Raw genomic sequence first — 22,349 nt, 5'->3', positions numbered from 1 at the left:
GGCTAATTAAATTGTTAAAGGATGGATATGTGGGATTTTATCAAATGTTTGTCTTAGTATCACTAATGTTTTTATTGTTAATTGTCATAATGGTTTCAAGAATTATGAAAAAGACTATTAAGCCTATGCAAGGTATGACTATTTCAATGTTTTTTAGTATGAATGTAGGGCTAACATTAGGAATACTTTTTGGAGTTACCTTTCAAGGGAACTTGTTTTACTCAACGATTATTTCAATTATTCTCGGTGCAAGCATTGGCTTTTTAAGTGGTTGCAACTTTGGATTATTACCTATGTTAGAAGGTTTAATGGCAGGTTTAATGGCTGGTATGATGGGGGCAATGTTAGGTGAAATGGTGGATGGCGGGCAATCCATTGTATTAATAAGAATTTTTCTGTTGCTATCAATTTTCACTATTTTTTTATTTGCGCTACTTCCAAGTAAAAGTCAAAAAACATTCCAAAGTCAAATGGGCTTTTTAACACCCTTCTTCTTTTCGGTTTTTATACTCTTCTACTTTTTTGGGGGCATTCCTTTTGCCGAAAAACAAATAAACTTTATTAAAGACTCTTCTTTAGTGGATCATAATCTACACTCGAACGCTCAAAATAAATTAGAAAAGAAAGAGATTAAGATTATTTCTATAGAAACAGAAAATATGAAGTATTCGCCCTCTGAAGTAATTTTGGAGAAGAATCAACCGGTTTCATTAGAATTAATTAATAAAGATAATATAGAACATGATATTGAAGTTACAATACCAACATCAAATACTATTAGTAGTAATAATCATGTACATCACAAAAAGGAGGAGAATATGATTCATCTCCATGTTGGGCCTAAAAATACAGAAAAAATGAGTTTTACTCCCATTAATACAGGAGAATATCAATTTGTTTGTACTATTCCAGGACATAAGGAGCTTGGTATGGTTGGCAAGTTTATAATTAAGTAATTAGCTTTGATTTTGTAATTGATATACAAATGGAGTTGTCAAATTAAATACAATGATACTTATTTGAAAATGCCCAGTTATTATTAACAGGGCATAAGGTATATCTATATATTTAGATAAGCTCTATTTTTTGATAAATAAGATGACGGTGAAATAAAAAATGTTTAGTCTCAAATAAAAGTAGGGTATTAATTTTGAAGCATATGGATACAATCACAAATATTATTTTGCTTCGTTTTCATTACTTTGTATAATTTCGTTTACCATTTTTAATTCAGAAATCAAATAATCTATCTGTTGTTGCAAGTAACTTGATGGCGAAGAAAAATCGCTTGTAAATTGGCCATCTTCACTACTTACAGTCTTTAAGACATTCAATGCAATTTCCACAGTTAATGCAAATAATTCATCACCTAGTTTTTCAATAGATTCAATTAATAATTGAGAATCAGAAAATGTTTTAAAAGCTTCGTTATCAATGGTTATCTACTCCTTAAAAAATTGGTTAATCTCATTATATGAATTAATTTAAAAAAAGCTCCTTACCCCTTTTGCTGTTTCAACATTTTTGACAATCCAGGTTTTAAAAATGAATAAGGAAGGTATCTTTAAAATGTATATATTAAATTTTCTTGGTGATTCTAAATAAAGAAAAACTCGTATGAAATATCCCTAAAGTAAATTTATGATGATTGGGAATACAAAAATTCAAGCCTGCGAGTAGGAGGACTATGATGGAGAAAAAAATTATAATGAGTCTTGTTACTATAGTTGCTGCATTAATGCTTTCTGCATGTACAGGAAATACAAATAAGAAAGAAAGTCAACAAGAAATGCAGACAAATGAAATGGCCGAGAAAGATATGGAAGGTATGGACCATTCTGAAATGAATCCTAGTTCAAATGAACTTCCTGAAGGTTTAAAAGAAGCTGAAAATCCTAAGTTTGGAGTTGGGACAAAAGCAATAATTCATGCAGATCACATGAAAGGCATGGATGGAGCTGAAGCAACAATTGTAGGGGCATACGATACAATAGTCTATACTATATCTTACGCTCCTACAAATGGTGGAAATCGAGTAACAAATCATAAGTGGGTCATTCAAGAAGAAATAGAAGGTGCTGGTTCAGAGCCATTTGAACCAGGAACACAGGTTATTATAAATGCTAATCATATGGAGGGTATGGAAGGGGTAACTGCAAAAATTGATTCCGCAGAAGAAACTACTGTGTATGTGGTTGACTACACTTCTACTAATGGTGAAAAAATAAAAAATCATAAATGGCTAACGGAAAGTGAATTATCTTCTCCATAAAAATTAAATACTTAAAGATGTTCGACGAGTCAATTTTGACAAATTGGACATCTTTTTTAGTTTTAGAAATTCTATAATATCCTTTAATTTTAATCCATAATTTCTCCATAATTATTCGTTATATTCATTTTTAATAATATAACAATAACTGAGGAGGCGTGGGAAATTAGAAAGAGAGGAATTATCTTCACTTTGGGAGTATTAGTAGTTTTTTTAAAGGGTTGTACAAACGAAAATATCAATTCAAATAAAATAGCAGTTTTAACAGTTGAATATTTTAGTGGAGATCCACTTAATGATCTATATGTGGAATTACTCGATGAAGAAGGGAAAGAAATAGATTCAACAATTAGTTTGGATAAAGGTGAGGCAGAATTTTATAATTTACAACCAAATGAAACTTATACAGTAAAAGTAGGGAGTCCAGACAATTTTACAACAGGGATGTATTTAACAGAAAAAAAATTTACGTATACGTCATCTACACAATCCATATTGGTTCAAACATATGCAGTAAATCATAATAAAGGATTTGGAGTACCTGTAATTCTACAAAATCCTGAACTACCAAATGGGTGTGAAATAACTACTCTTACAGCAGTACTTAATTACTATGGTGCAGAAACATCTAAATTAGAAATGGATCAAAATTATTTACCTAAACAATCTTTTGAATACAAAATGAAAAAAAAGTATGGGCCAAATCCTAATCAAGCATATGGCGGCGAGCCAAGTAATCTAGAAACGGGTACATATGTTTTTGCCGAACCAATTGTCAAAGCAGCTAATAATTTTATCACAGAGAGAAAGTTAGATTTACAAGCAAAAAATATTAGTGGAAGAACAATAAAAGAAATAACAAATTATATTAGACAGGGAATACCAGTTATTACATGGGTAACATTGGACCTCTCACCACCAAAGGTTAAAGGGGGATGGATTATTGAAGAAACAGGTGAATACCATCAAATGTATCAAAATTTACATACAATGGTACTATTATCTGTGGGAGATACTACTGTGGAAGTAATGGATCCACGTAAGGGAATTATAACATTGGATAAGGGAGCATTTTTTAATAGTTATGAAGCATTAGGCGAACAGGCAGTTGTTGTTTATTAACAATAGTTCATTATATGCAAGTAATAGGTTAAAAAAGATAGCGTTTAATCATGGAAGAAAAATTACTTCATTTACTAGAACAATCTGGATTATTTGCAATTTTGGTTAGTTTAATGATAAATACTTTGGTTAGTATTATAGGTGTACTACCAAGTGTTTTTGTTACAGCCACTAACCTTGTGTTTTTTGGAGTATTCAACGGTTTGCTGATTTCTATTATCGGTGAATCAATTGGTGCAGTTATTAGCTTTATTTTATATAGAAAAGGAATCAATAAATGGAAAAGACCGTTCGTATTGCACCCTAAACTTTTAAAATTAAAGGAGTTGGAAGGTTCTGATGCATTTTGGATAATTGTCAGTTTAAGGATTTTACCTTTTATGTCATCAGGTCTTGTGACTTTTACTAGTGCATTTTCTAAGGTGTCTTTAGGCACATTTACGCTTGCTAGTACGATTGGAAAAATACCAGCTTTAATCTTTGAAGCAGGTGCAGTATATGGTTTTATGCAAGTAAATTTAATATGGAAAATTGTAATAAGTATCTTATTAATTTCAATTATCATTTTGATTTGGAAAGTTAAGAAATAAAAAAAGTTATTCAAAGTTTTCTTAGATAGAGTGGTTAATATTTGTCTCATTTAATTTCAAATCCATAAATTCTCCATATTTATTTGTTATAGTGCCTATGTAAAGAATAAAAGGAGGAAACATAATGAAATCTAAACTTTTGATTACTTCATTATTAGTAGGCGCTATTATAATTGGAGGATGTAGTGCGGGTAATTCGGAATCTAATAATAATTCAAATATGGACCATTCTAATATGTCTGGTAGATGGACCATTCCAATATGAGTGATGAAGAAATGAAAAACATGGAGGGTATGGATAATAAAGATAATAGCATGGAAAATGGTCATGCGAGTCATAACAATCCATTAGCATTAAATAATTCAAATGGGGAAAATGAGCTTGCGCTCCCACCTATTATTGAACCTAAAAATGGAATTGTTGATATTACTGCTCAACAAGGAACAACAGAAATCTTTAAGGGAACTAAAACAGAGACATATGGATATAATGGTTCCTTTTTAGGGCCAATCATTCGTATTAATAAAGATCAAACGGTAACGTTTAGAACTAAAAATGATTTATCTGAACCAACAACATTTCACTGGCATGGATTAGAAATCCCTGGAAATGGTGATGGCGGCCCACATCAAGTCCTAGAGCCAGGTGTAACAGAAGATGTAAATTTTACAGTTAATCAGGGAGCATCTACGCTGTGGTTCCATCCACATCCAGAAGGTGCTACAGCAGAGCAAGTATATAAAGGTTTAGCTGGTTTAATTTATATAGATGATGAAAACTCACAAGAAATCAATGTACCAAATGAATATGGTGTGAATGATTTTCCATTAGTATTCCAAGATAGACAATTTACTGAAGAAAAGCAATTAAATTATCAAGCAGTCCTTAATGAAGATGGTACAATTGGAGATACTTTATTAATTAATGGTACGTTGAATCCTAAACTTACAGTTGGTAAAGAAAAAGTAAGACTTCGTTTATTAAACGGTTCTAATGCTCGTAATTATACTTTTAATTGAATACCGGAGATACATTCCAACAAATTGCTACTGATGGTGGTTTCTTAAATCAACCAACTGATATGAAAGAAATTACCTTAACACCAGGTGAGCGAGCAGAGGTAATAGTGGACTTTTCAAAAATGGATGACAAGACTGATATAGCATTAATAAATGATGAAGGTACTACCCTTTTACCATTTAAAATTGAACAAAAGACTACAAGTACAAGAACAATTTCAGAAAAATTAAATGATTTTAGTGTTACTGAAGAAGAGAAAAATTTACCAGTTTCTAAGAAGCTTGAACTATTTGGTATGGGGACAATGGTTTCTATAAATGGAAACCAGTTTGATATGAATTCGCATTGATTTCACTCAAAAGCAGGGTGGACTGAAATTTGGGAAATTTATAATAAACCTGATATGATGGGTGGTATGACACATCCTTTCCACATACATGGCACTCAATTTAAAATCGTGTCGATTGATGGTCAAGAACCTCCTTTAAATTTAAAAGGGTGGAAGGATACTGTCTCAATTGAAGCTGGTCAAACAGTTAAATTAGCAGTGAAGTTTAATAATAAGGGCATATACATGTTCCACTGCCATGTCCTTGAACATGAAGAAAATGGTATGATGGGGCAAGTTGAAGAAAATTAAATATAAATAGATTATTAAAACCTCCAAATACCATGGAGGTTTTTTATGGTTTCTATTACATAACTCTTATATCTAGGGTTATTGGTCGTGGTTCATATTAAATAACCTACCCTATAGAAATACTCAATCTTTTTTCTAAAATTTCAATTGAAATTTAACATTTAACAACATTTTTATTTAGTTAATACAAAAGAATACCTTAATGATTTTATGTATTTTTTGTCCCTTTAATGGAAATGAATATAAATAAAATGAAAGGTAATATTTATGGAATTTTATAAAGAGATTGAAATCTACTGTTATAAGTGTCGTAAAAAGACCATTTTTACATGTAAGGATTTGCATAATAAAATCGGTGTTGACAGTCATTGTAGTGAGTGTATTGGGATTTGGTTTGAATGGCAAAATCGAGCGGTAGAAAGAGAATTGGAGAAGTGGATTGTATATAATCAAGGGCTGTTAAAAACATAATGTGAATCGAAGAAAGTATAGTATTTTTCTTACTAAAATTAGCAAACGTCCACTCTTTAAAGGACGTTTTTTATGTGTAAACGATTGTAATATAAATACTTTTATAAAATGGAATAAATTAAACTACAAGTAAGTCAAAAAGTTATAATAATTTTAGAAATTATTTTTTTGAACCATAATTATGTCGACGAGGCGGTGCTTTACATGTCTAAAAGGAAATACGGTTGGTCTGAGAAAAAAAGAAATGACTATATTAAAGAAGGACGAGGTCAAGGGGAACTATCAAATTATATACCTTGGATTAAAATACAAGATATATCGTCACAAGGAAATGCTTCTCGATTAATAGGGTGGACCGCGAAGAGACAGCATGAATTGTTGTCTAACTTGGAAAGAGACTTTTTTCTCTTATTAGATTGGGAAGATACAGTGGTAGACATAAGAGAACAGTTTCCTTTAAATGTTGAAACAACTATTCGTATAGCTGAAGAGAAAGGAATTAAGCACTCTAAAGATAATAGTTCAGGTATACCGATAGATATGACAACAGATTTCTTTATAACAGTAGTAAAAAACTCTGAAAGAAAATATATCGCTAGAACTGTAAAACCAAGTGAACAACTTGAAGATAAACGAGTAATTGAAAAGTTTGAAATTGAACGAGAGTATTGGGAGATACAAGAATAAGTTGGGGGGTCATAACTGAAAAGGAAATTCCTAAACAACTAGCAAACAATATTCTATGGATACATAAATCTTATTATTTAGCAGAAGAAGATATAAGCTATTCTACTTTATTATTGCATTTATTGATTTTAAAAAAAGATAGCGAAGAGAGTTTATTAGTAGTTTGTAATAAATTTGATGAGGATTATAACTTAGAAACAGGCTCATCTTTAAGTTATATAAAACATTTTATAGCTCGAAAATATATTTCGATTGATATGAGTAAGAAAATTAACCCAAGCAATCTAACTTTAGATCAAATTATTATGAATGTTTCTAAGGAGGATAACATTGATTACAATATCAGTTAATGAATTAATTAAAGACTTGACGTGTAATAAAGTATATCGTCTACTTTGGATTGATGAAAGTAACATCGTTACATATGCAATTGATATAGAAGATTCCAATGCCTTACCATTCCTTTTAAAAGTTAAAGATATACATCAAGGATTTATAGAAAATTCATACTCCAAATTCGAATCTGATCACACAAACATACTAATTAACCACATTAATTTACCTGAGGGAATGAAACAAAAGAGAGACACAGCGTGGGCAATTATCAAAAACTTAGTGAATGATGAACCTTCAATTTATAAGAAAAAAGAACGTGGGCAGCTAATAAATGAACTTGTAAATAATAAAGTATGTACAAAAATGACTGCTTATAAATATTTGAGAAAGTACTGGCAGATAGGAAAAACTATGAATAGTTTGCTTCCGGATTATAGTAACTCTGGAGGTAAGGGAAGAAATAAAAAAGTGGTACTTTGAAAAGGGGAAAACCTAGAACCACTAACAGTGTAGGAATAAATGTAACCGATGAAACAAGGGAAATATTTCGTAAATCGATTAAAAGGTACTATTTTACAAGCAAGAGAAACTCATTGTCATTCGCATATAAAATGATGATAAAGGAGTTCTATGCAGATGAAGTTCGTTACGAAAACGGAACAAAATATATAGTAATACAGGATGAAAATAAAATTCCTTCATTAAGACAATTTAGATATTGGCACAACAAAGAATTTGGTATTGAACAAAAAATAGTAAGTCGAGAAGGTGAGAAAAAATTTGAACGAGATCATCGAGCAATATTAGGATCTTCAACTTATGAAGTCATGGGGCCAGGATCACGATATCAAATAGATGCGACTATTGGTAATGTGTATCTGGTATCTAGTTTTAATTCTGATTATATTGTAGGTAAACCAATTATATATTTTGTGGTGGACGTATATACACATATGATTACAGGAATGTATATCGGATTTGAAGGTCCTTCTTGGGCAGGAATGATGATGGCAATAGCAAATGCAGCATCAGATAAAAAGGAATATTGCAGTAGATATGGTATAGAAATTTCAAATGAAATGTGGCCATCTGCGCATCTTCCTGAAATTATTCTAGGGGATAGAGGTGAGTTGGAGGGATATAACGTGAATAGTTTAATTGAAGGGTTGGATTTGGTAGTGGAGAATAATCCTGCTTTTCGACCAGATTGGAAGGGAATTGTGGAAAAATTGTTGATACTTCACAAAGTAAAATAAAGCCGTTCTTACCAGGTTACATACAGAGTGATTTTAGGGAACGTGGGGCTAGTGATTATCGTTTAGAAGCTAAGTTAACTATAGATCAATATACAAAAATTCTAATCAATTTTGTTTTATTTTATAACAAAAATCACTATATGAAGGATTATCTAAGAGATGAGCAGATGATACGGGAAAATGTAAAACCGACTCCTCTTAAACTCTGGAATTGGGGCATTAAAAATAGAGCAGGTAAGCTAAGGAAGGAACATCCTAATACTATAAAGTTTTACTTATTGCCACGAGATACAGCTACAGTAACCTCAAAGGGAATAAAGTTTAAAAATAGGTTATTTAGCTGTGAAACAGCTATAAGGAAATTCTGGTTTGTACAAGCTAGAACAAAGAAAAGTTGGACAGTTGATATTTCATACGATCCTCGAAACATGGACATTATTTATCTGCACATTAATGATAAATCACTTTTTGAAAGTTGCTTCCTTTTAGATCATCAGGAGAGATACAAAAATAAAGTACTTGAAGAAATTGAACAATTATTAATGATTGAACAAAACACATATAAAATTGAAAGTCATAGTTTGTTACAAGAAGAAATTAATTTTTATTCTAAAATTGAAGGAATAGTGGATGAGGCAATTAAGACACCAAATCAAGATGAAAATAATAAAATCACTAAAACGGAAAAAATAAAAAATATTAGAGAAAATCGGGAAGTTGAAAAAAGTTTACGAAGAGAGTATGAGGCATTTCAAATAGGTGTAACTGAGATTGATAATGATAAAAACATTATTTCTTTTGCACCTTCTGAGCAGAAAGATGAAAAAACTGAAACATCTACGATAATGGAATTATTTAAAAAGCAAAGAAGGAAGAAGAAGGAATGAAAAATGGGAAGACAATTGAATTAGAGAGTGGTATTGAAGTTCTATTGGCAGAGTATCGTGAACAAGAAATAATTGATTATAAAGGGGATCCCAATCCAAGCGTTACCTCCGATACTCTCTAAAGAAGAAGCGTTTGATCAACTTAGCTTTATACCTATGTTTCATAATAGTGAAAGAAATTTATCAAGTCATCATCGTTACCATGCTTTACTAAGATTATCAAGATTTTATCAGCCTATAAATCAAACCTTAAATCTAGAACAGCGTTTTTCAGGTTTCATTAGGTATGGATATGTTAATATCGAAATCCATTACATAAAAAACATGTTCAAGCATTACTTGATTTACACAACAAGCTTGTTAATAAAGAGGAAATTGGATTACCGCCAGATATACGTTCTTCTGCTTCAAGTTTCACTTTAATGGGATATCCAGGAATAGGTAAAACATCTGCGATAGAAAGGGTACTATCTCTTTATCCGCAAGTAATATTGCATCAAAATCCAATCAATTTGATTCAAATTGTATGGTTAAAATTGGATTGTCCACATGATGGATCATTAAAAACTCTTTGTATGGAAGTTTTCAAAAAAGTTGATTCGTTGACAGGTACTAATTATTTTGAAAAGTATGGTAAGCCATCAAATTCAGTTAGTTCAATGGTAACTCGTATGGGGCAAGTCGCTCGTTTACACTCAATAGGCGCTCTAATCATTGATGAGGTTCAGCACTCGTTATCTGCATCAGGTGCTGCATCAGAAATGATGATGAATTTTTTTGTAACGCTAGTGAATGAAATAGGAGTACCAGTAATGTTTATTGGAACCATGAAAGCCAAGGCATTATTACAAAAGGATTTCAGACAAGCACGTAGAAGCAGTGGCCAAGGCGACATGGTATGGCAGCAAATGAAACAAGATGATGATTGGGAAGTATTAATCACAAGTATGTGGGATTATCAGTGGACGAATGAATATACGGAACTGACAGAAGAATTATTAAACACGATTTACGAAGAGAGCCAAGGAATTGTGGATGTTGCTGTTAAGTTGTATTTACTCGCACAAGCGAGGGCAATCAATTCTGGCCTTGAAAAAATAACCCCTAAACTTATACAAGGTAGTGAAAGAAGATTTGAAACTTCTTCAACCTATGTTGGAGGCTCTTAAATCCGGAAATCAAAGCGACATTGCAAAATACGAAGATATTGTTCCAATGGATATTGAAGATTATATTCTAAATAGATTGCCAGTATTAGACCTTAAGGCCAGGGTTCAGGCGAAAAAAGAAAAGATGGCACAAGATCGTACAAATAAAGAACTTCCAATACTAGAAAAATTAATCCTATCCTTAATTAATTTAGATGTTTCAGAAAAAATTGCTGAAAACGCTGCTAAATATGCACTGAAAAATTCACCTGAGTCAACAATTCCACAACTAATGACTCTATCACTCCAATACATTGAGGGAAAGAAAGAAAAGAAAAATGAAGCGAAAGGCAATATTTCAGTAAATAAACTTCAATCAATAGTTGATATAGGAAAGAAGAATAAACGCTCTGCTTATGAGGCATTATGTGAAGAAGGATATATTAAAAATCCTTTAGATGACTTAATAATGTAAGGGTGTGTAAATAAAATAGATGTTAGCATTTTTTCCTTCAATTTATAAAGATGAACTATTATATAGTGTGTTGGCTAGATACCATAAACGTTCAGGGAATTTAAGTAATAAACATTCAACTTTAAATTTGTTTGGAAAAGAAAGCATATATTATTCCTGATTTACCTACTGATTTAGAGATATTATTAGAAAAAGTAAATCCTTTTTTAAATTCGAGTATTGATGAATGGATAAATTATCATACATTGTATAACTACTATACAAATTTTACTTCAAAAGAAATAAAACAGAGTGTTCGAAATAAAATGTTATATGGCTGTGGCAATACTTCCTTGCATTATTCAACAGGTCAAATGGCGGACAGTAAAGAAGCCTATGTATTTTCGCTATTGTCCTAACTGCTTTGAAGAAGATATTCAAGTGAATGGAGAAACATATTGGCGGACATATCACCAATTACCAAGTGTATTTATTTGTTTAAAGCATTTTCTTGCTGCTTGTAGACAGTTCAATCTTAATTAGGCAAGGAAACTCTTCGTATTTTTATTCAAACATTGAAAACAGTTTAGAGAAGGGCAATAAAAGTGATGTTTCAAAAGTAAACTTTGATTTGCTACGTCATTTTGCTGTAGAAAGTAGCAACTTAAATCAAAAGGATTATAAATTTGATCAGTTAAATTTATTAGAGATTTATCATTACCTATTGGATCGCGAAGGGTATGTAAAATCAAACGGCACAATCGACCAAAGGCGATTAGAAGAAGACTTTATTAAGAAGTTTAAGGTCGATTTTTTAATATTGATGCAATCATTTCCAAGTGGTGTAGAAGGACAGTGTTGGTTAAGGGCAATAACAAGAAAACATCGAAAGTCTTTTCATCCTGTACGGCATTTACTGTTCATTTATTTTTTAGGTGAATCGGTTGATACAATTGAACAGTATGCAAATAAACGATATAGTCCATTTGGTGAAGAGCCATATCTTGATGTTTGAATCCTGCGGCAGAACACTTTCTACAGCCTGTAATAACTAATTTAAAGGTTACTCGTTGCTATGATACTAAAAGGCCGGTAGGAACCTTCTCCGTGCCTGTGGCTTTGTTTATTCTCGTAAGGGGCCAGATAAAACAGAAGAGGATAAAACAAATATAGGGCGTATTAAGATGTTAGGTGATACTTGGTTGAGCAAACTCCATCAATTGGTTGAAATAGAACAGTTGAGTTATAAAGCATGCTCAAAAAATATTAAAAGTCGACACCAAAACAATTATTAAGTATTCTAAGCAAAGAAATAGTAAGCCTATGAACAAGGAAAATCATATTAAAAGTGATTTGAAGCAAAAATGGATTGATTTAATTAACCAATACCCCATATTATCAAGAACAGAACTTAGAAAAAAAGACCCATCACTTTATATGCGAATTTATAGAAATGATAAGGAATGGTTAAAGGAACATTCCCCAGTTGTTAAAGTAAATAGGGTTACTAATAAAAGAGTTGATTGGGTACAGAGAGACCTTCACATCTTGGGCATGGTAAAAAAAGCAGTGGAAGATATAAGTGCTAAAGAAAAACCAGTTAGAATAACCGTAAGCAGTATAGGTAAAATGATTAATAATAAATCGTTGTTAGAAAAAAGAGTAAATAAACTGCCCAATACGATGAAGTATATTGAGAGTGTTAAAGAAAATACGACCAATTTTCAAAAGAGGCGTATTAGTTGGGCTATAGATCAATTAAAAGATGAAGAACTTGAAGTTTGGAAAATAATGCGAAAAGCAGGAATCAGTGAAAGATTTTATTCTGGGTTAGAGATAGAAATAAAAGGCAGATAATAAGTGCGAAGCAAAAATTCTGATATAAGAATGATACCAAAAAGCCGTGTTGATAGCTGAAAACACGGCTTTTTTTGTTGTAGTCATAATGGTGTTGTTCATCTTTGAAATCGAAAAATTAAAATCCTGTGAATCCACCAAAGAAGGGAGTAAACCAAGCAATAATTTTTGTCATCATGTCAAAATAGAGTAGCACACCCATTACTATCATTAACCATCCACCAATGCTCATAATGAGATGACTTTTTGTCTGGAAAAAGACGTTGCATGCTGTGCAAATCATATTGACTAGAAGAACTTGAACAGTGAACAAGTTTGTAATCAAAGCAATATTTATTCTTCTATTTAGCAACAGAAGCACAGTAATTGAAACTACTGTGCTTCTGTTTTTTAGTTCAATACATACTATGCAACCTCTCATATTCATGTGGGGGGAGCATCTACAGAAGATTTTATAGATAATTGACATAACTATGTAACAAAATATCCCGAGGTTTATATTGATTATTCTAATTGCTGTAATAAAATGATGTTATATCTTGTTAAGTTATAACATTCAGGAGGAAACTATGCTTTCAGAGAGACAACAAGTTTATACGTGACATGATTTGATATATACAATTTGAAAATCCCAATCAGTCAAATACTTTGAGGTATCAGATATGCAATAGATTGAGATATAAAACCTCTGATTGAAGAAGGGCTTATTATGAAGACATATGGTGGGATTACACTTATAAGGGATCAATCTATACATCGTGTTGAGGAAGACGAGTGTGTGTATTGTCATCGTAAGTGTGATGATCGATTGGTTTACAGGATAATTCTTTTAATGGAGAACGTGAAAATGCTTGTTGCAGCCATTGTGGAATACTGCGGCATCGACAGTTAGGTGATGAGGTAGCACAAGCAATTTGTACCGATTTTTTAACAGGGACAACGATTAGCGCTCATCTAGCTTGGTTTGTTTTAGACACTACTGTCCATATTCGTTGTTGTTACCCACAAGTGTTGGTATTTGAGACTAAAGAATATGCAGAGAACTTTGTAAAAGGATTCGGAGGTAAAGTCCTTACATTTTCCGAAATAATGAAATCATTTCCTCAACACCTTAAATTGTCCTGTAAGAACAGTTGAAGAGGGGAATTTAAATGAATGAGGTACTTCTTCAGATACATGTGTGGTTAAGTCAGTTAGCCAATTTAGTAGCAGAACCAATTTATACATTAGCACTAAAACTAGATGTATGGGGAATGAAGGCTTTCTTATTAGGGTTGGTTGGGGCAACTGCACCATGTCAACTTACATCTAATTCTACTGCTGTTGCTTTGATTACATATGAGACTGAAAAAAATAAAAGGTGGTTGAATGTAGGGAGTTATATTACAGGCAAATCTTTAGTGTACATATTGTTAGGCATAATGTCTGTATTCATCGGTAGTACAGTTGCTGATATTCCTTTCATTGGAACAATGTTTTTCCGTAAATTATTTGGCCTTACTCTTATTCTAATTGGATTAGCTCTCCTTGGAAGATTTCAGTACATTCCTCTGCATCACAACGTATCTTCCAAAAAGTCCAAAAAGGATTGAAATTGAAAAATACATCTCTTTCTTTTGGGTTGGCTATGGGTTTTTTATTCTGTCCTACGTTGTTTTGGTTATTTTTTGTCTTGTTATTGCCGACAGGAAATGGAGAATTTAATTTGATAGGTCCCATTTTTTTTGCAATTGGAACAGCAATGCCACTCATTTTATATGTGATACTACTGACTATTAGTGAACGGTTATTAAATCCAATGAAGAAGACTTTGTATTCATTCCATAATGTATCAAGGAATATTTCTGCAATCTTCTTTATATTGTCAGGATTATTCGAAACTTTAAATGCTTGGATAGGATAGAAGGGAATTTGTTTATGATATATATATTTAGTTTTAGTATTATTTTTTTGTTAACCGGTTACGCTCATTTTTTCTACCTATCGTGCCAAATCGTTCTTATCAGAAATGACTGCTATGATGATTGCAATGGCTGTTTCTATGATGGCTAGCATAGTAGTAGGAACCATATTAGGAGTAATATTAGTAGGGAAAATGACTGTCCCAGTAATCTCCTCAGTACTTTTTGGCATGATAATTGGATATGTTATTGGGCGTCCCTTTAGTTTATTGGCTTCATTAGATGGACTATTAGCAGGTATCATGGGCGGCATGATGGGTGCAATGTTGGGGGTAATGGTTTTTTCTCAAGATCCTGTCGTTATGATGATATTTGTGGATGCAATTTTTATCATTGTCATGATTCTTATATTGAAATTAATTAGACAAGAAGTTAAGGGAACAGATACAATAACGGTAATATCAAATAAAAATAAATGGAGTAAAGTTATTTTTTGTGTAATTGCCGTATTATTAGTTGTTTCTGTTGTATTCTTTAAACCCATTTCTCATTACTTCAGAGATCTTTTGGGTGATACAACTCCGGTTTCAGACGATTCTTCTACAAAAATAAATGAAGTAAAAGCAGAGCAAAAAGACGGTTATCAGGAAGCCGTCATAATGGAAGAGCCATTTGGATATACACCTGAGAATGTAAAAGTAAAAGCTGGAATCCCAGTCCAACTTCATTTTCAAAAGAGTTTTTCAGGTGGATGCTTATCATACTTAATAATAGAGGATTTCCAAATAGAAAAAGATCTTGATAAAGGTGATAACTTGGTCGAATTCACACCAGAAAAACCGGGTATATATACGTTTCATTGTGGAATGAATATGTATTTTGGAAAGATAATAGTTGAATAATGGATAACAACGAACAAAGCACAGCCATTAAGAGTCTGTGCTTTGTTTTAGTTTCACCTTTAAAATTTCTTTACTTATGTAGATTTAAAAAATAAGTATCGTGGGGTTTTATTCTTATACGAGAGATATTCTACTTTAAGCATATTCTCTAAGTGTTTTTCTTCTTGAAGAATAAGGTTATGAATTGAAACTATATTTAGTAAAGAAATAATTAATGTAACTAAGTTAGGGAATGTCAAAAATAGACCTATAAACATTAAATTGAATCCAACAAATGCAGGATTTCGACTATATTTGTATAAACCATTGGTGATCTGCGAGGTTTTTGTTTCTTTATCTATACCAACTCTCCAAGAGGTTTTCATTGTTATCATTGATAAAATAAAAAAACAGTAAACCAATGGTAATTGTCATTAATCCAAAGTAATGCATAACCTCATTGGTGAATAGTTTAGGTAAAATATTATCAATCGAATTATCAAATATTGACTCTAAAAGCCATGCAATTCCCCATACGAAAGTTGAAATTTTAACAAACATTTCGGAAGAATCGACGGATGTCCCCTTATTTCCTTTTCCTAACACATTTGCTTTTATCCCTGATTTCTTATTTAGAATAACTAGCTTTAATGAATAGGAAAATAAAAACAAAGCAAACAGAATCAATGAAAAAACATTTACCAGTTCCATTTTTATCTCTTCTTTCTATAATGAATTAAGTGCTATTTTAAGAAAGTAAAGTACTAGAAATAAAAAGATGGACTTTCATATAAAAAGCCCATCTATTGAATAAAGTGCGTTAATTCATTCTTTAACACGCATTAAACGTAAGCTGTTTAATGCTACTAACAATGTTGCTCCCATATCTGAGACAATGGCAATCCAAAGTGTTAGCCAACCTGGAATAACTAATAGTAATGCAGCTAGTTTAATTAAAATGGCAAATGCTATATTTGCCTTGATAATATTTAAGGCCTTACGACTTAGCTTTATTGTAAACGGTAATTTCCGTAGATCATCTGCCATTAAAGCAACATCTGCAGTCTCTAATGCAGTGTCTGTACCAGCACCACCCATGGCGATACCGACTGTAGAAGCTGCTAAAGCAGGAGCATCGTTGACACCATCACCGACCATCGCAACATTGCCATAGTCTTTTCGAAGTTGTTTTATATAGGAAAGTTTGTCTTCAGGCATTAATTCAGCTTGAATTTCAGAAACCCCTACATGATGACCAATTGCATTCGCAGTCCCTTTATTATCACAGTTAACATGATTGTTTTCTTAACACCCATGTTATGCAATTTCTCAATAATTTCTTGGCTAGATTCACGTACCTCATCAGCTACGGCAATGATTGCTTGAATCTCTTTTTCAGTTCCTAATATCATGGCAGTTTTGCCTTCATTTTGTAACTTAAGGATGTTTCCTTCTAAATTCTCTGGAATAGGTACATTTAACTCTTGGAACAATTTTGGGCTACCGATGTAATACAAAGTACCATCTACTTCACCTTTTATTCCTTTGCCAGTAATGGCTGCGAAAGCATCAACGTTGATATTTTTGAATGAAACATTTTCTTCTTCGGCTCTTTTAATAATCGCAGAAGCTAAAGGGTGCTGAGATCGATATTCTAAAGCCGTAATTATGGCTAGAATCTTTTTTGAATCTTTTTGGGTATTCATTACATCAAAGTTTGTAACCACTGGAACACCTTTTGTAAGCGTACCTGTTTTATCAAAAGCAATTGCCTTAAGCGAACCCATTTCCTCTAAATAAATGCCACCTTTAATTAAAACCCCTTTTTTAGCAGCATTACCTATAGCTGAAACAATTGAAATTGGTGTTGAAATAACAAGCGCACATGGACATCCAACTACAAGTACTGATAAACCTTGATAAACCCAAGTTTCCCAACTACCATCGAAGAACAGTGGGGGAACAATTACTACAAGCCCTGCAATGACCATGATAATTGGTGTATAATATTTCGCAAATTTATCAACAAATGCTTGTGAAGGAGCGCGTTCACCTTGAGCTTCTTCAACTAGATGTATAATTTTTGAAATCGTTGTATCTTCAACGTATTTTGTAATTTTAACTTCTAATAAACCCTCTTCATTTAGTGTTCCAGCGAATACCTCATCATCTACTGTTTTTGAAACTGGTACTGATTCCCCTGTAATAGCTGCTTGGTTGACTGCAGAAAGACCGCTAACCACGATGCCATCCATTGCAATTTTTTGCCCAGGTATAACAATCATAATATCGCCAATCTCTATATCATCTACGTGTACCATGATTTCTTGACCATTTCGACGAATTAAAGCTTCTTTTGGTGCAATATCCATTAATGAGCGAATTGATTCGACGTGCTTTATCCATTGAATAACGCTCTAAAGCTTCACTAATAGCGAATAGGATAACAACTATGGATGCTTCTGCCCATTCTCCTATAAATGCAGCACCAATGACAGCTACCGTCATTAATGTTTTCATGTCAAAATCAAAGCGAGTTAAATTTTTGAAACCAACTTTGAATAGATTGAAACCACCGATTACAATTGAAGCTATAAATAATAGGGAGGTAATAAGATTTTCTTCACCGTTTACGTATTGAGATAGATAACCGAATACGATAAATAAGCTTGCGTATAAAAGTGTGCTATGTTTTTTGTAAAATGGTACTTTCTTTTCAACTTGCCCCTCACTATTGTCAGAAGATGGAGCTTTAGATCTGTATGAAGGTGTATCCATTGATACTTTTAAATTTTCAAAAGCTCCAGCTTTTTCAGTTTTCCGCAATAGTTGTTTCGCCAGTTACGGAAATTTTAGAAGCACCGAAGTTTACTTTTGCATCTTGAACCCCTGGAAGCTCTTTTACATTACGTTCAAATTTACCTGCACAGTTTGCACACGAGAAGCCTTCAATTCTATAGGTAGTATCTGTTTGGGGTGGAGTAACACGTTTTTGTTTTTCTGGCGTTACTTTTAAGTTTTCGAGCTCTCCAGCCTTTTCTAACTCCTCCACGGTCGCATCGCCTGTAACTGATATTTTAGATGCCCCAAAGTTCACCTTTGCATCTTGAACACCAGGGCATCCCTTTTACATTACGTTCAAATTTACTTGCACAGTTGGCACAAGAGAAACCGTTCACGCGGAATACCTGTTTTTCCTCAGTCATTAATTTCACCTTCTTTATGTTCTTCAAATGCAACACTGATTAAATTCTTAAAATATGGGTCATGAATAGCGTAATAAACCAATTTCCCTTCTTCAACCATATTCAGCTAATCCTAAATTTCGTAGTAAACGCAAATGGTGCGACGCAGTTGCTGTTGTTGACCCAATAATATTAGCGATATCGCAAACACATAATTCATCTTCTAGTGTTAGCGCATAGGCAATTTTTACACGTGTATCATCCGAAAGTGCTTTAAAAACTTTAGCAACATCCATTGATTTTTTTTCTTTTAACTTGTCTTGAACATAGTTTACTTTATCCTCATGAATACAGGTGATTTCACATATTTCTTTCATATATTTTCCTCCAGTTATCATTCAAACGTTCAAACGATTATTTGATTGTTTTTATAATAAACTAAACATTCAAATAGTCAAACAGTTATTTGAATGTTTTATTTATTTAATGCAATTTATTATTTTTGACCAGAAAAGTATATGCAAAAGCCTAAGCTTGAAAAAAGTTAATTTTTTTGGATATGTATGGAAAAAGAAATGTAGATCATTAAATTAGAGGTTAGCTATTGAATATAATAATTATTAGTTTGAATAATAGTTGCAAATTGCAAATAAAATTGCTATATATATTTATTAAGGATAGAATATTTTTGTGTTTTACTTAGTTTTATTAATTACAGCTATTATTTTTAATGAATTTATATTTGCAAAATGCAAATAATGAAGGGGGATAAAAAATGAAAGGGGTTCTTGATATATCGTTATTTGGGGAGGGCAGGCTGGACTTGCAGCAGGCTATCATTTACTGAAAAAGGTCTACGATTTTTAATATTAGAAGAAAGTAATCAGATCGGGGGTTCTTGGCCAAATTATTATGACAGTCTTAAATTGTTTTCTCCAGCAGGGTTTTCCTCTATGCCCGGCATGAAGTTTCCTGGAAACCAGAATCTCTATCCGAAAAGGGATGAAGTTATTCGATACTTACAAGATTATAAAAAAAAGTTCCAATTACCTGTTTTAATTAATCAGAGAGTAGATATGATTGAGAAAAATAACATAGGTTTTATTGTTCGAACTGTCACAGGCGATAAATTTCAAGTTAGAACAATCATAAATGCTACAGGCTCATTTAATAATCCTTTTATTCCTAACATTCAAGGAAGAGAAGTCTTTCAAGGGAAAACACTTCACTCTTCAGAATATCGAAATCCACAGCCATATCACAACCAAAGGGTAATCGTAATCGGAGGAGGTAATTCGGCTGTGCAAATTGCTGTTGAATTGTCTAAGGTTAGCCAAACTACTCTTTCAGTACGACAGCCAATAAAATTTGTAAAACAACGTCTACTTGGACGGGACATACACTATTGGTTGAAGGTATTTGGTTTTGATACCTTTCCTTTCTGGCGCTTTGGAAAACGGCACCCAGATCAAATGCTGTGAATGATATAGGAGGATATAAGATTGAATTAGTAAGGGGAGTCCGGAACAACGTTTAATGTTTACTTCTTTTTATGAAGATGGAGTTATTTGGCGGACGGAGAAAAGGAGCCTGTAGATACCATTATCTATGCCACAGGATACAGACCACATTTACCCTATATGAAATTACTTGGTGCATTAGATGGGGAAGGAATGCCTTTACAAAAGGCAGGTATTAGCAGTATCCCTGGATTATATTTTGTGGGACTAGAAGGACAACGATCATTTGCATCTGCAACTTTAAGAGGTGTGGGAGAAGATGCCGAGTATGTTGTGAAAAAGTTACTTCACCACATGAAAAGTAGAAACTTTTGAAGTAGGAAAAACATCTTCAAAAAAAGTTAAATATATTTTAGTTGTATTTTGCAAATAAATAATATATATGTCTTTATAGGAGATGATTAAATGGAAAATAAACGTGAACTTTTTCAAGTTTTAACTCAAAAGTTTGCTCTACTAAATAAAACATGTTGTACTGTAGGATCAATTGACATCACACCAATACAGAGCCATATTCTATATGAGATCGACAAACAAAATAATCCTTCTATGCAACAAATAGCAGAGGCAATAGGTATGGATATTACTACATTTAGTAGACAGATTCAAACTCTTATTAAGATGAATCTTGTCAAAAAAACTCCTCTAACATCAGATAAAAGAGTGTACATTTTGTCATTAACTGTGGAGGGTACATTTCTCGCTACTACAATTGATGAAATGATAAACAATTATTTAAATGAAGTTTTTTCACATTTGAATGACTTCGAAAAAGAAACTGTTTTACGTTCAATTGAACTCTTAAATAAAGCTATGGCTAAATCAAATTTGTGTTGTACACCTTCTCCATAACTCGTTACTAAAGAAAAATTAATGGAGATAAATTAATCTTTATCATTATCTTTTAAAGCGTACGTTTAGGTAACTGAACGTACGCTTTTTACAAAGTATAAAAATTTTTTTCAAAAATGGGTAAATATCTGTTGCAATTCAAAACATTAAATCATAATATAAGAATATAGTTATATACTGATTATGTCACCTTCTTACGAGGTGATTTTATTTAAAATAATATATAAGAAAACAGTTATATAAGGAGTGCAGATAAATGGAAAACACACTAATTGAAAAACAACTAAAAGCAGCAGCGGATTTGAATCGCATTAAATTACTTGCATGCATGAAAAACGGGGAGGTATGTGTATGTGATTTTGTGGATGTGCTAGGAATATCACAACCAGCCGTTAGTCAACATCTACGAAAATTAAAGGAGGCAGGCATTATTACGGAACGGAAAGTAGGGACTTGGAAACATTACCGTTTAGTAGAGAATCAAACGCCACTGATGAAGGGCATTTTAGAACAAATTCAGCCTTTAAAGCGGTGCAATTGTGAAACCGATTGCTGCCATGTAGGGGGAAATATAAATGAGTAATGAATCTTTAACAAACAGCTTTCTTTTCTAGATTGTTACCTTACCCTTTGGATATTCGTTGCGATGGGAATAGGTGTTGTATTAAGTATCACCATGCCTAATGTTGGGGAAGCGTTAGAGTCCATGTCTATTGGAACAACGTCCATACCGATTGCTATAGGGTTAATTGTCATGATGTATCCACCATTAGCGAAAGTAAAGTATGAAGAAATGTGGCGAGTGTTTAAGGATTGGAAAAGCGCCATTACTATCACTTTTACAAAACTGGTTACTCGGCCCGTTCCTCATGTTCTTTTTAGCGATTATCTTCTTACAAGATTACCCAGAATATATGGCTGGACTCATTATGATTGGCTTAGCTCGATGTATTGCCATGGTGATTGTGTGGGATGATTTAGCGCGTGGAGATCGTGAATATGTAGCTGGTTTAGTTGCCTTTAACTCCATTTTTCAAATTGTGACGTATTCAATTTTTGCTTACTTTTTCTTAAATGTATTACCTGGTTGGTTTGGTTTAGAGAATTTCAATGTATCCATTTCTATGTGGGAGATTACAAAGAGCGTTCTAATTTACTTAGGGATACCATTTGCAGCAGGATTCCTCACACGATGGATAGGAATTAAAGCAAAAGGAAAACAGTGGTATGAAGAAAAGTTCTTACCCGAAAATTTCACCACTTACTTTA

At 32.6% G+C, this 22,349-nt stretch carries 27 protein-coding genes and 8 pseudogenes; 28 read left to right on the top strand and 7 right to left on the bottom strand.

Going from position 1 to position 22,349, the window contains the following annotated elements; genetic code table 11:
- Positions 1-29 precede the first annotated feature (29 nt).
- The 19 genes and pseudogenes from AC6BKE_RS00435 to AC6BKE_RS00345 all read left to right on the top strand — a co-directional run bounded on the left by AC6BKE_RS00435 (position 30) and on the right by AC6BKE_RS00345 (position 12,741).
- Positions 30-956 carry a cupredoxin domain-containing protein gene (locus AC6BKE_RS00435; protein WP_051145745.1) on the top strand — a complete coding sequence of 309 codons (927 nt, stop codon included), beginning with the start codon at positions 30-32 and terminating at the stop codon, positions 954-956.
- Positions 957-1,690: 734 nt separating this feature from the next.
- Positions 1,691-2,272 (top strand): YdhK family protein, encoded by a 582-nt coding sequence (locus tag AC6BKE_RS00430; protein ID WP_009374071.1) that lies wholly within the window; start codon positions 1,691-1,693, stop codon positions 2,270-2,272.
- 192 nt (positions 2,273-2,464) lie between these two features.
- Positions 2,465-3,394 carry a C39 family peptidase gene (locus AC6BKE_RS00425; RefSeq protein ID WP_009374070.1) on the top strand — a complete coding sequence of 310 codons (930 nt, stop codon included), beginning with the start codon at positions 2,465-2,467 and terminating at the stop codon, positions 3,392-3,394.
- A 50-nt stretch (positions 3,395-3,444) separates the two neighbouring features.
- Positions 3,445-3,984: a TVP38/TMEM64 family protein gene (locus tag AC6BKE_RS00420; protein WP_009374061.1), complete on the top strand. Its 540-nt coding sequence runs from the start codon at positions 3,445-3,447 to the stop codon at positions 3,982-3,984.
- A 124-nt stretch (positions 3,985-4,108) separates the two neighbouring features.
- On the top strand, positions 4,109-4,249 hold the full coding sequence (locus AC6BKE_RS00415) for a hypothetical protein (RefSeq protein WP_499855466.1): 141 nt from the start codon (positions 4,109-4,111) through the stop codon (positions 4,247-4,249).
- Between the two features lie 11 nt (positions 4,250-4,260).
- On the top strand, positions 4,261-5,004 hold the full coding sequence (locus AC6BKE_RS00410) for a multicopper oxidase domain-containing protein (RefSeq protein ID WP_499855465.1): 744 nt from the start codon (positions 4,261-4,263) through the stop codon (positions 5,002-5,004).
- The gene (locus tag AC6BKE_RS00405; RefSeq protein WP_499855463.1) at positions 5,001-5,354 is read left to right on the top strand and encodes a hypothetical protein; all 354 of its coding nucleotides are present in this window, start codon (positions 5,001-5,003) and stop codon (positions 5,352-5,354) included. The genes AC6BKE_RS00410 and AC6BKE_RS00405 overlap by 4 nt, the downstream gene beginning before the upstream one ends.
- Positions 5,355-5,420: 66 nt before the next feature.
- Positions 5,421-5,645, top strand: coding sequence for a multicopper oxidase domain-containing protein (locus AC6BKE_RS00400; RefSeq protein WP_499855462.1), 225 nt, complete (start codon positions 5,421-5,423; stop codon positions 5,643-5,645).
- 675 nt (positions 5,646-6,320) lie between these two features.
- Positions 6,321-6,803 (top strand): TnsA endonuclease N-terminal domain-containing protein, encoded by a 483-nt coding sequence (locus AC6BKE_RS00395; protein ID WP_499855461.1) that lies wholly within the window; start codon positions 6,321-6,323, stop codon positions 6,801-6,803.
- Positions 6,785-7,153: a TnsA endonuclease C-terminal domain-containing protein gene (locus tag AC6BKE_RS00390; RefSeq protein WP_499855459.1), complete on the top strand. Its 369-nt coding sequence runs from the start codon at positions 6,785-6,787 to the stop codon at positions 7,151-7,153. The genes AC6BKE_RS00395 and AC6BKE_RS00390 overlap by 19 nt, the downstream gene beginning before the upstream one ends.
- Positions 7,134-7,619 (top strand): hypothetical protein, encoded by a 486-nt coding sequence (locus tag AC6BKE_RS00385; RefSeq protein WP_499855458.1) that lies wholly within the window; start codon positions 7,134-7,136, stop codon positions 7,617-7,619. Before AC6BKE_RS00390 ends, AC6BKE_RS00385 begins: the two co-directional genes overlap by 20 nt.
- On the top strand, positions 7,616-8,395 hold the full coding sequence (locus tag AC6BKE_RS00380; RefSeq protein ID WP_499855457.1) for a TnsB C-terminal domain-containing protein: 780 nt from the start codon (positions 7,616-7,618) through the stop codon (positions 8,393-8,395). Before AC6BKE_RS00385 ends, AC6BKE_RS00380 begins: the two co-directional genes overlap by 4 nt.
- Complete coding sequence (locus tag AC6BKE_RS00375; protein ID WP_499855455.1) at positions 8,347-9,282, top strand: Mu transposase C-terminal domain-containing protein; 936 nt, start codon at positions 8,347-8,349, stop codon at positions 9,280-9,282. Before AC6BKE_RS00380 ends, AC6BKE_RS00375 begins: the two co-directional genes overlap by 49 nt.
- Positions 9,279-10,905: pseudogene (locus AC6BKE_RS00370) on the top strand (ATP-binding protein). Before AC6BKE_RS00375 ends, AC6BKE_RS00370 begins: the two are co-directional and overlap by 4 nt.
- Before the next feature lie 131 nt (positions 10,906-11,036).
- Positions 11,037-11,303 carry a hypothetical protein gene (locus tag AC6BKE_RS00365; RefSeq protein ID WP_499855946.1) on the top strand — a complete coding sequence of 89 codons (267 nt, stop codon included), beginning with the start codon at positions 11,037-11,039 and terminating at the stop codon, positions 11,301-11,303.
- A complete protein-coding gene (locus AC6BKE_RS00360) occupies positions 11,218-11,427 on the top strand; it encodes a TniQ family protein (RefSeq protein ID WP_499855921.1) in 210 nt (69 codons plus the stop codon). Before AC6BKE_RS00365 ends, AC6BKE_RS00360 begins: the two co-directional genes overlap by 86 nt.
- A gap of 88 nt (positions 11,428-11,515) precedes the next feature.
- A complete protein-coding gene (locus AC6BKE_RS00355) occupies positions 11,516-11,899 on the top strand; it encodes a TnsD family Tn7-like transposition protein (protein ID WP_499855453.1) in 384 nt (127 codons plus the stop codon).
- Positions 11,896-12,179: pseudogene (locus AC6BKE_RS00350) on the top strand (TnsD family Tn7-like transposition protein). The gene AC6BKE_RS00355 and the pseudogene AC6BKE_RS00350 overlap by 4 nt, the downstream one beginning before the upstream one ends.
- 28 nt (positions 12,180-12,207) lie before the next feature.
- The gene (locus tag AC6BKE_RS00345) at positions 12,208-12,741 is read left to right on the top strand and encodes a TnsD family Tn7-like transposition protein (RefSeq protein ID WP_499855451.1); all 534 of its coding nucleotides are present in this window, start codon (positions 12,208-12,210) and stop codon (positions 12,739-12,741) included.
- Between the two features lie 118 nt (positions 12,742-12,859).
- On the opposite strand, the pseudogene AC6BKE_RS00340 reads toward AC6BKE_RS00345, so the two are convergent.
- Positions 12,860-12,973, bottom strand: a pseudogene (locus tag AC6BKE_RS00340) (cytochrome c biogenesis protein CcdA); the annotation flags it as partial.
- Between the two features lie 477 nt (positions 12,974-13,450).
- On the opposite strand from AC6BKE_RS00340, the gene AC6BKE_RS00335 reads away from it, so the two are divergent.
- The 4 genes and pseudogenes from AC6BKE_RS00335 (at position 13,451) to AC6BKE_RS00320 (ending at position 15,544) form a co-directional block, all read left to right on the top strand.
- Positions 13,451-13,633 carry a hypothetical protein gene (locus AC6BKE_RS00335; RefSeq protein ID WP_499855450.1) on the top strand — a complete coding sequence of 61 codons (183 nt, stop codon included), beginning with the start codon at positions 13,451-13,453 and terminating at the stop codon, positions 13,631-13,633.
- Entirely contained in the window at positions 13,549-13,878 is a 330-nt protein-coding gene (locus tag AC6BKE_RS00330; protein WP_499855920.1) for a nitrous oxide reductase accessory protein NosL, read from the top strand. The genes AC6BKE_RS00335 and AC6BKE_RS00330 overlap by 85 nt, the downstream gene beginning before the upstream one ends.
- A gap of 14 nt (positions 13,879-13,892) precedes the next feature.
- Positions 13,893-14,644: pseudogene (locus AC6BKE_RS00325) on the top strand (urease accessory protein UreH domain-containing protein).
- 114 nt (positions 14,645-14,758) lie between these two features.
- Positions 14,759-15,544, top strand: a complete 786-nt coding sequence (locus tag AC6BKE_RS00320) for a cupredoxin domain-containing protein (protein ID WP_499855449.1) — start codon at positions 14,759-14,761, stop codon at positions 15,542-15,544.
- Positions 15,545-15,618: 74 nt separating this feature from the next.
- Here AC6BKE_RS00320 and AC6BKE_RS00315 read toward each other — a convergent pair whose 3' ends face one another.
- The 5 genes and pseudogenes from AC6BKE_RS00315 to AC6BKE_RS00295 form a co-directional block, all read right to left on the bottom strand.
- Positions 15,619-15,909, bottom strand: coding sequence for a methyltransferase family protein (locus tag AC6BKE_RS00315; protein ID WP_499855448.1), 291 nt, complete (start codon positions 15,907-15,909; stop codon positions 15,619-15,621).
- Complete coding sequence (locus tag AC6BKE_RS00310; RefSeq protein ID WP_499855446.1) at positions 15,878-16,234, bottom strand: hypothetical protein; 357 nt, start codon at positions 16,232-16,234, stop codon at positions 15,878-15,880. Before AC6BKE_RS00310 ends, AC6BKE_RS00315 begins: the two co-directional genes overlap by 32 nt.
- A 114-nt stretch (positions 16,235-16,348) precedes the next feature.
- A pseudogene (locus AC6BKE_RS00305) lies at positions 16,349-18,476 on the bottom strand (heavy metal translocating P-type ATPase).
- Between the two features lie 33 nt (positions 18,477-18,509).
- A pseudogene (locus AC6BKE_RS00300) lies at positions 18,510-18,729 on the bottom strand (heavy-metal-associated domain-containing protein); the annotation flags it as partial.
- Positions 18,722-19,085: pseudogene (locus AC6BKE_RS00295) on the bottom strand (ArsR/SmtB family transcription factor). The pseudogenes AC6BKE_RS00300 and AC6BKE_RS00295, both read right to left, overlap by 8 nt.
- 398 nt (positions 19,086-19,483) lie before the next feature.
- On the opposite strand from AC6BKE_RS00295, the pseudogene AC6BKE_RS00290 reads away from it, so the two are divergent.
- From AC6BKE_RS00290 to AC6BKE_RS00280, 3 genes and pseudogenes are all read left to right on the top strand, one after another.
- Positions 19,484-20,543: pseudogene (locus tag AC6BKE_RS00290) on the top strand (flavin-containing monooxygenase).
- A 90-nt stretch (positions 20,544-20,633) separates the two neighbouring features.
- Positions 20,634-21,080: a MarR family winged helix-turn-helix transcriptional regulator gene (locus tag AC6BKE_RS00285; protein ID WP_009374034.1), complete on the top strand. Its 447-nt coding sequence runs from the start codon at positions 20,634-20,636 to the stop codon at positions 21,078-21,080.
- A 256-nt stretch (positions 21,081-21,336) separates the two neighbouring features.
- A complete protein-coding gene (locus tag AC6BKE_RS00280) occupies positions 21,337-21,663 on the top strand; it encodes an ArsR/SmtB family transcription factor (protein WP_499855445.1) in 327 nt (108 codons plus the stop codon).
- Between the two features lie 35 nt (positions 21,664-21,698).
- Here AC6BKE_RS00280 and AC6BKE_RS00275 read toward each other — a convergent pair whose 3' ends face one another.
- Positions 21,699-21,836 (bottom strand): hypothetical protein, encoded by a 138-nt coding sequence (locus AC6BKE_RS00275; protein ID WP_499855944.1) that lies wholly within the window; start codon positions 21,834-21,836, stop codon positions 21,699-21,701.
- On the opposite strand from AC6BKE_RS00275, the gene AC6BKE_RS00270 reads away from it, so the two are divergent.
- Positions 21,787-22,056, top strand: a complete 270-nt coding sequence (locus AC6BKE_RS00270; protein WP_499855918.1) for a hypothetical protein — start codon at positions 21,787-21,789, stop codon at positions 22,054-22,056. The genes AC6BKE_RS00275 and AC6BKE_RS00270 overlap by 50 nt on opposite strands.
- The coding region (locus AC6BKE_RS00265; RefSeq protein ID WP_499855444.1) for an arsenic resistance protein at positions 21,950-22,349 on the top strand (400 nt) is incomplete at its 3' end. The genes AC6BKE_RS00270 and AC6BKE_RS00265, both read left to right, overlap by 107 nt.

It is taken from the genome of Lysinibacillus sp. COL-1, assembly GCF_059814265.1.
This window is presented reverse-complemented; position numbering and strand designations above follow the sequence as displayed.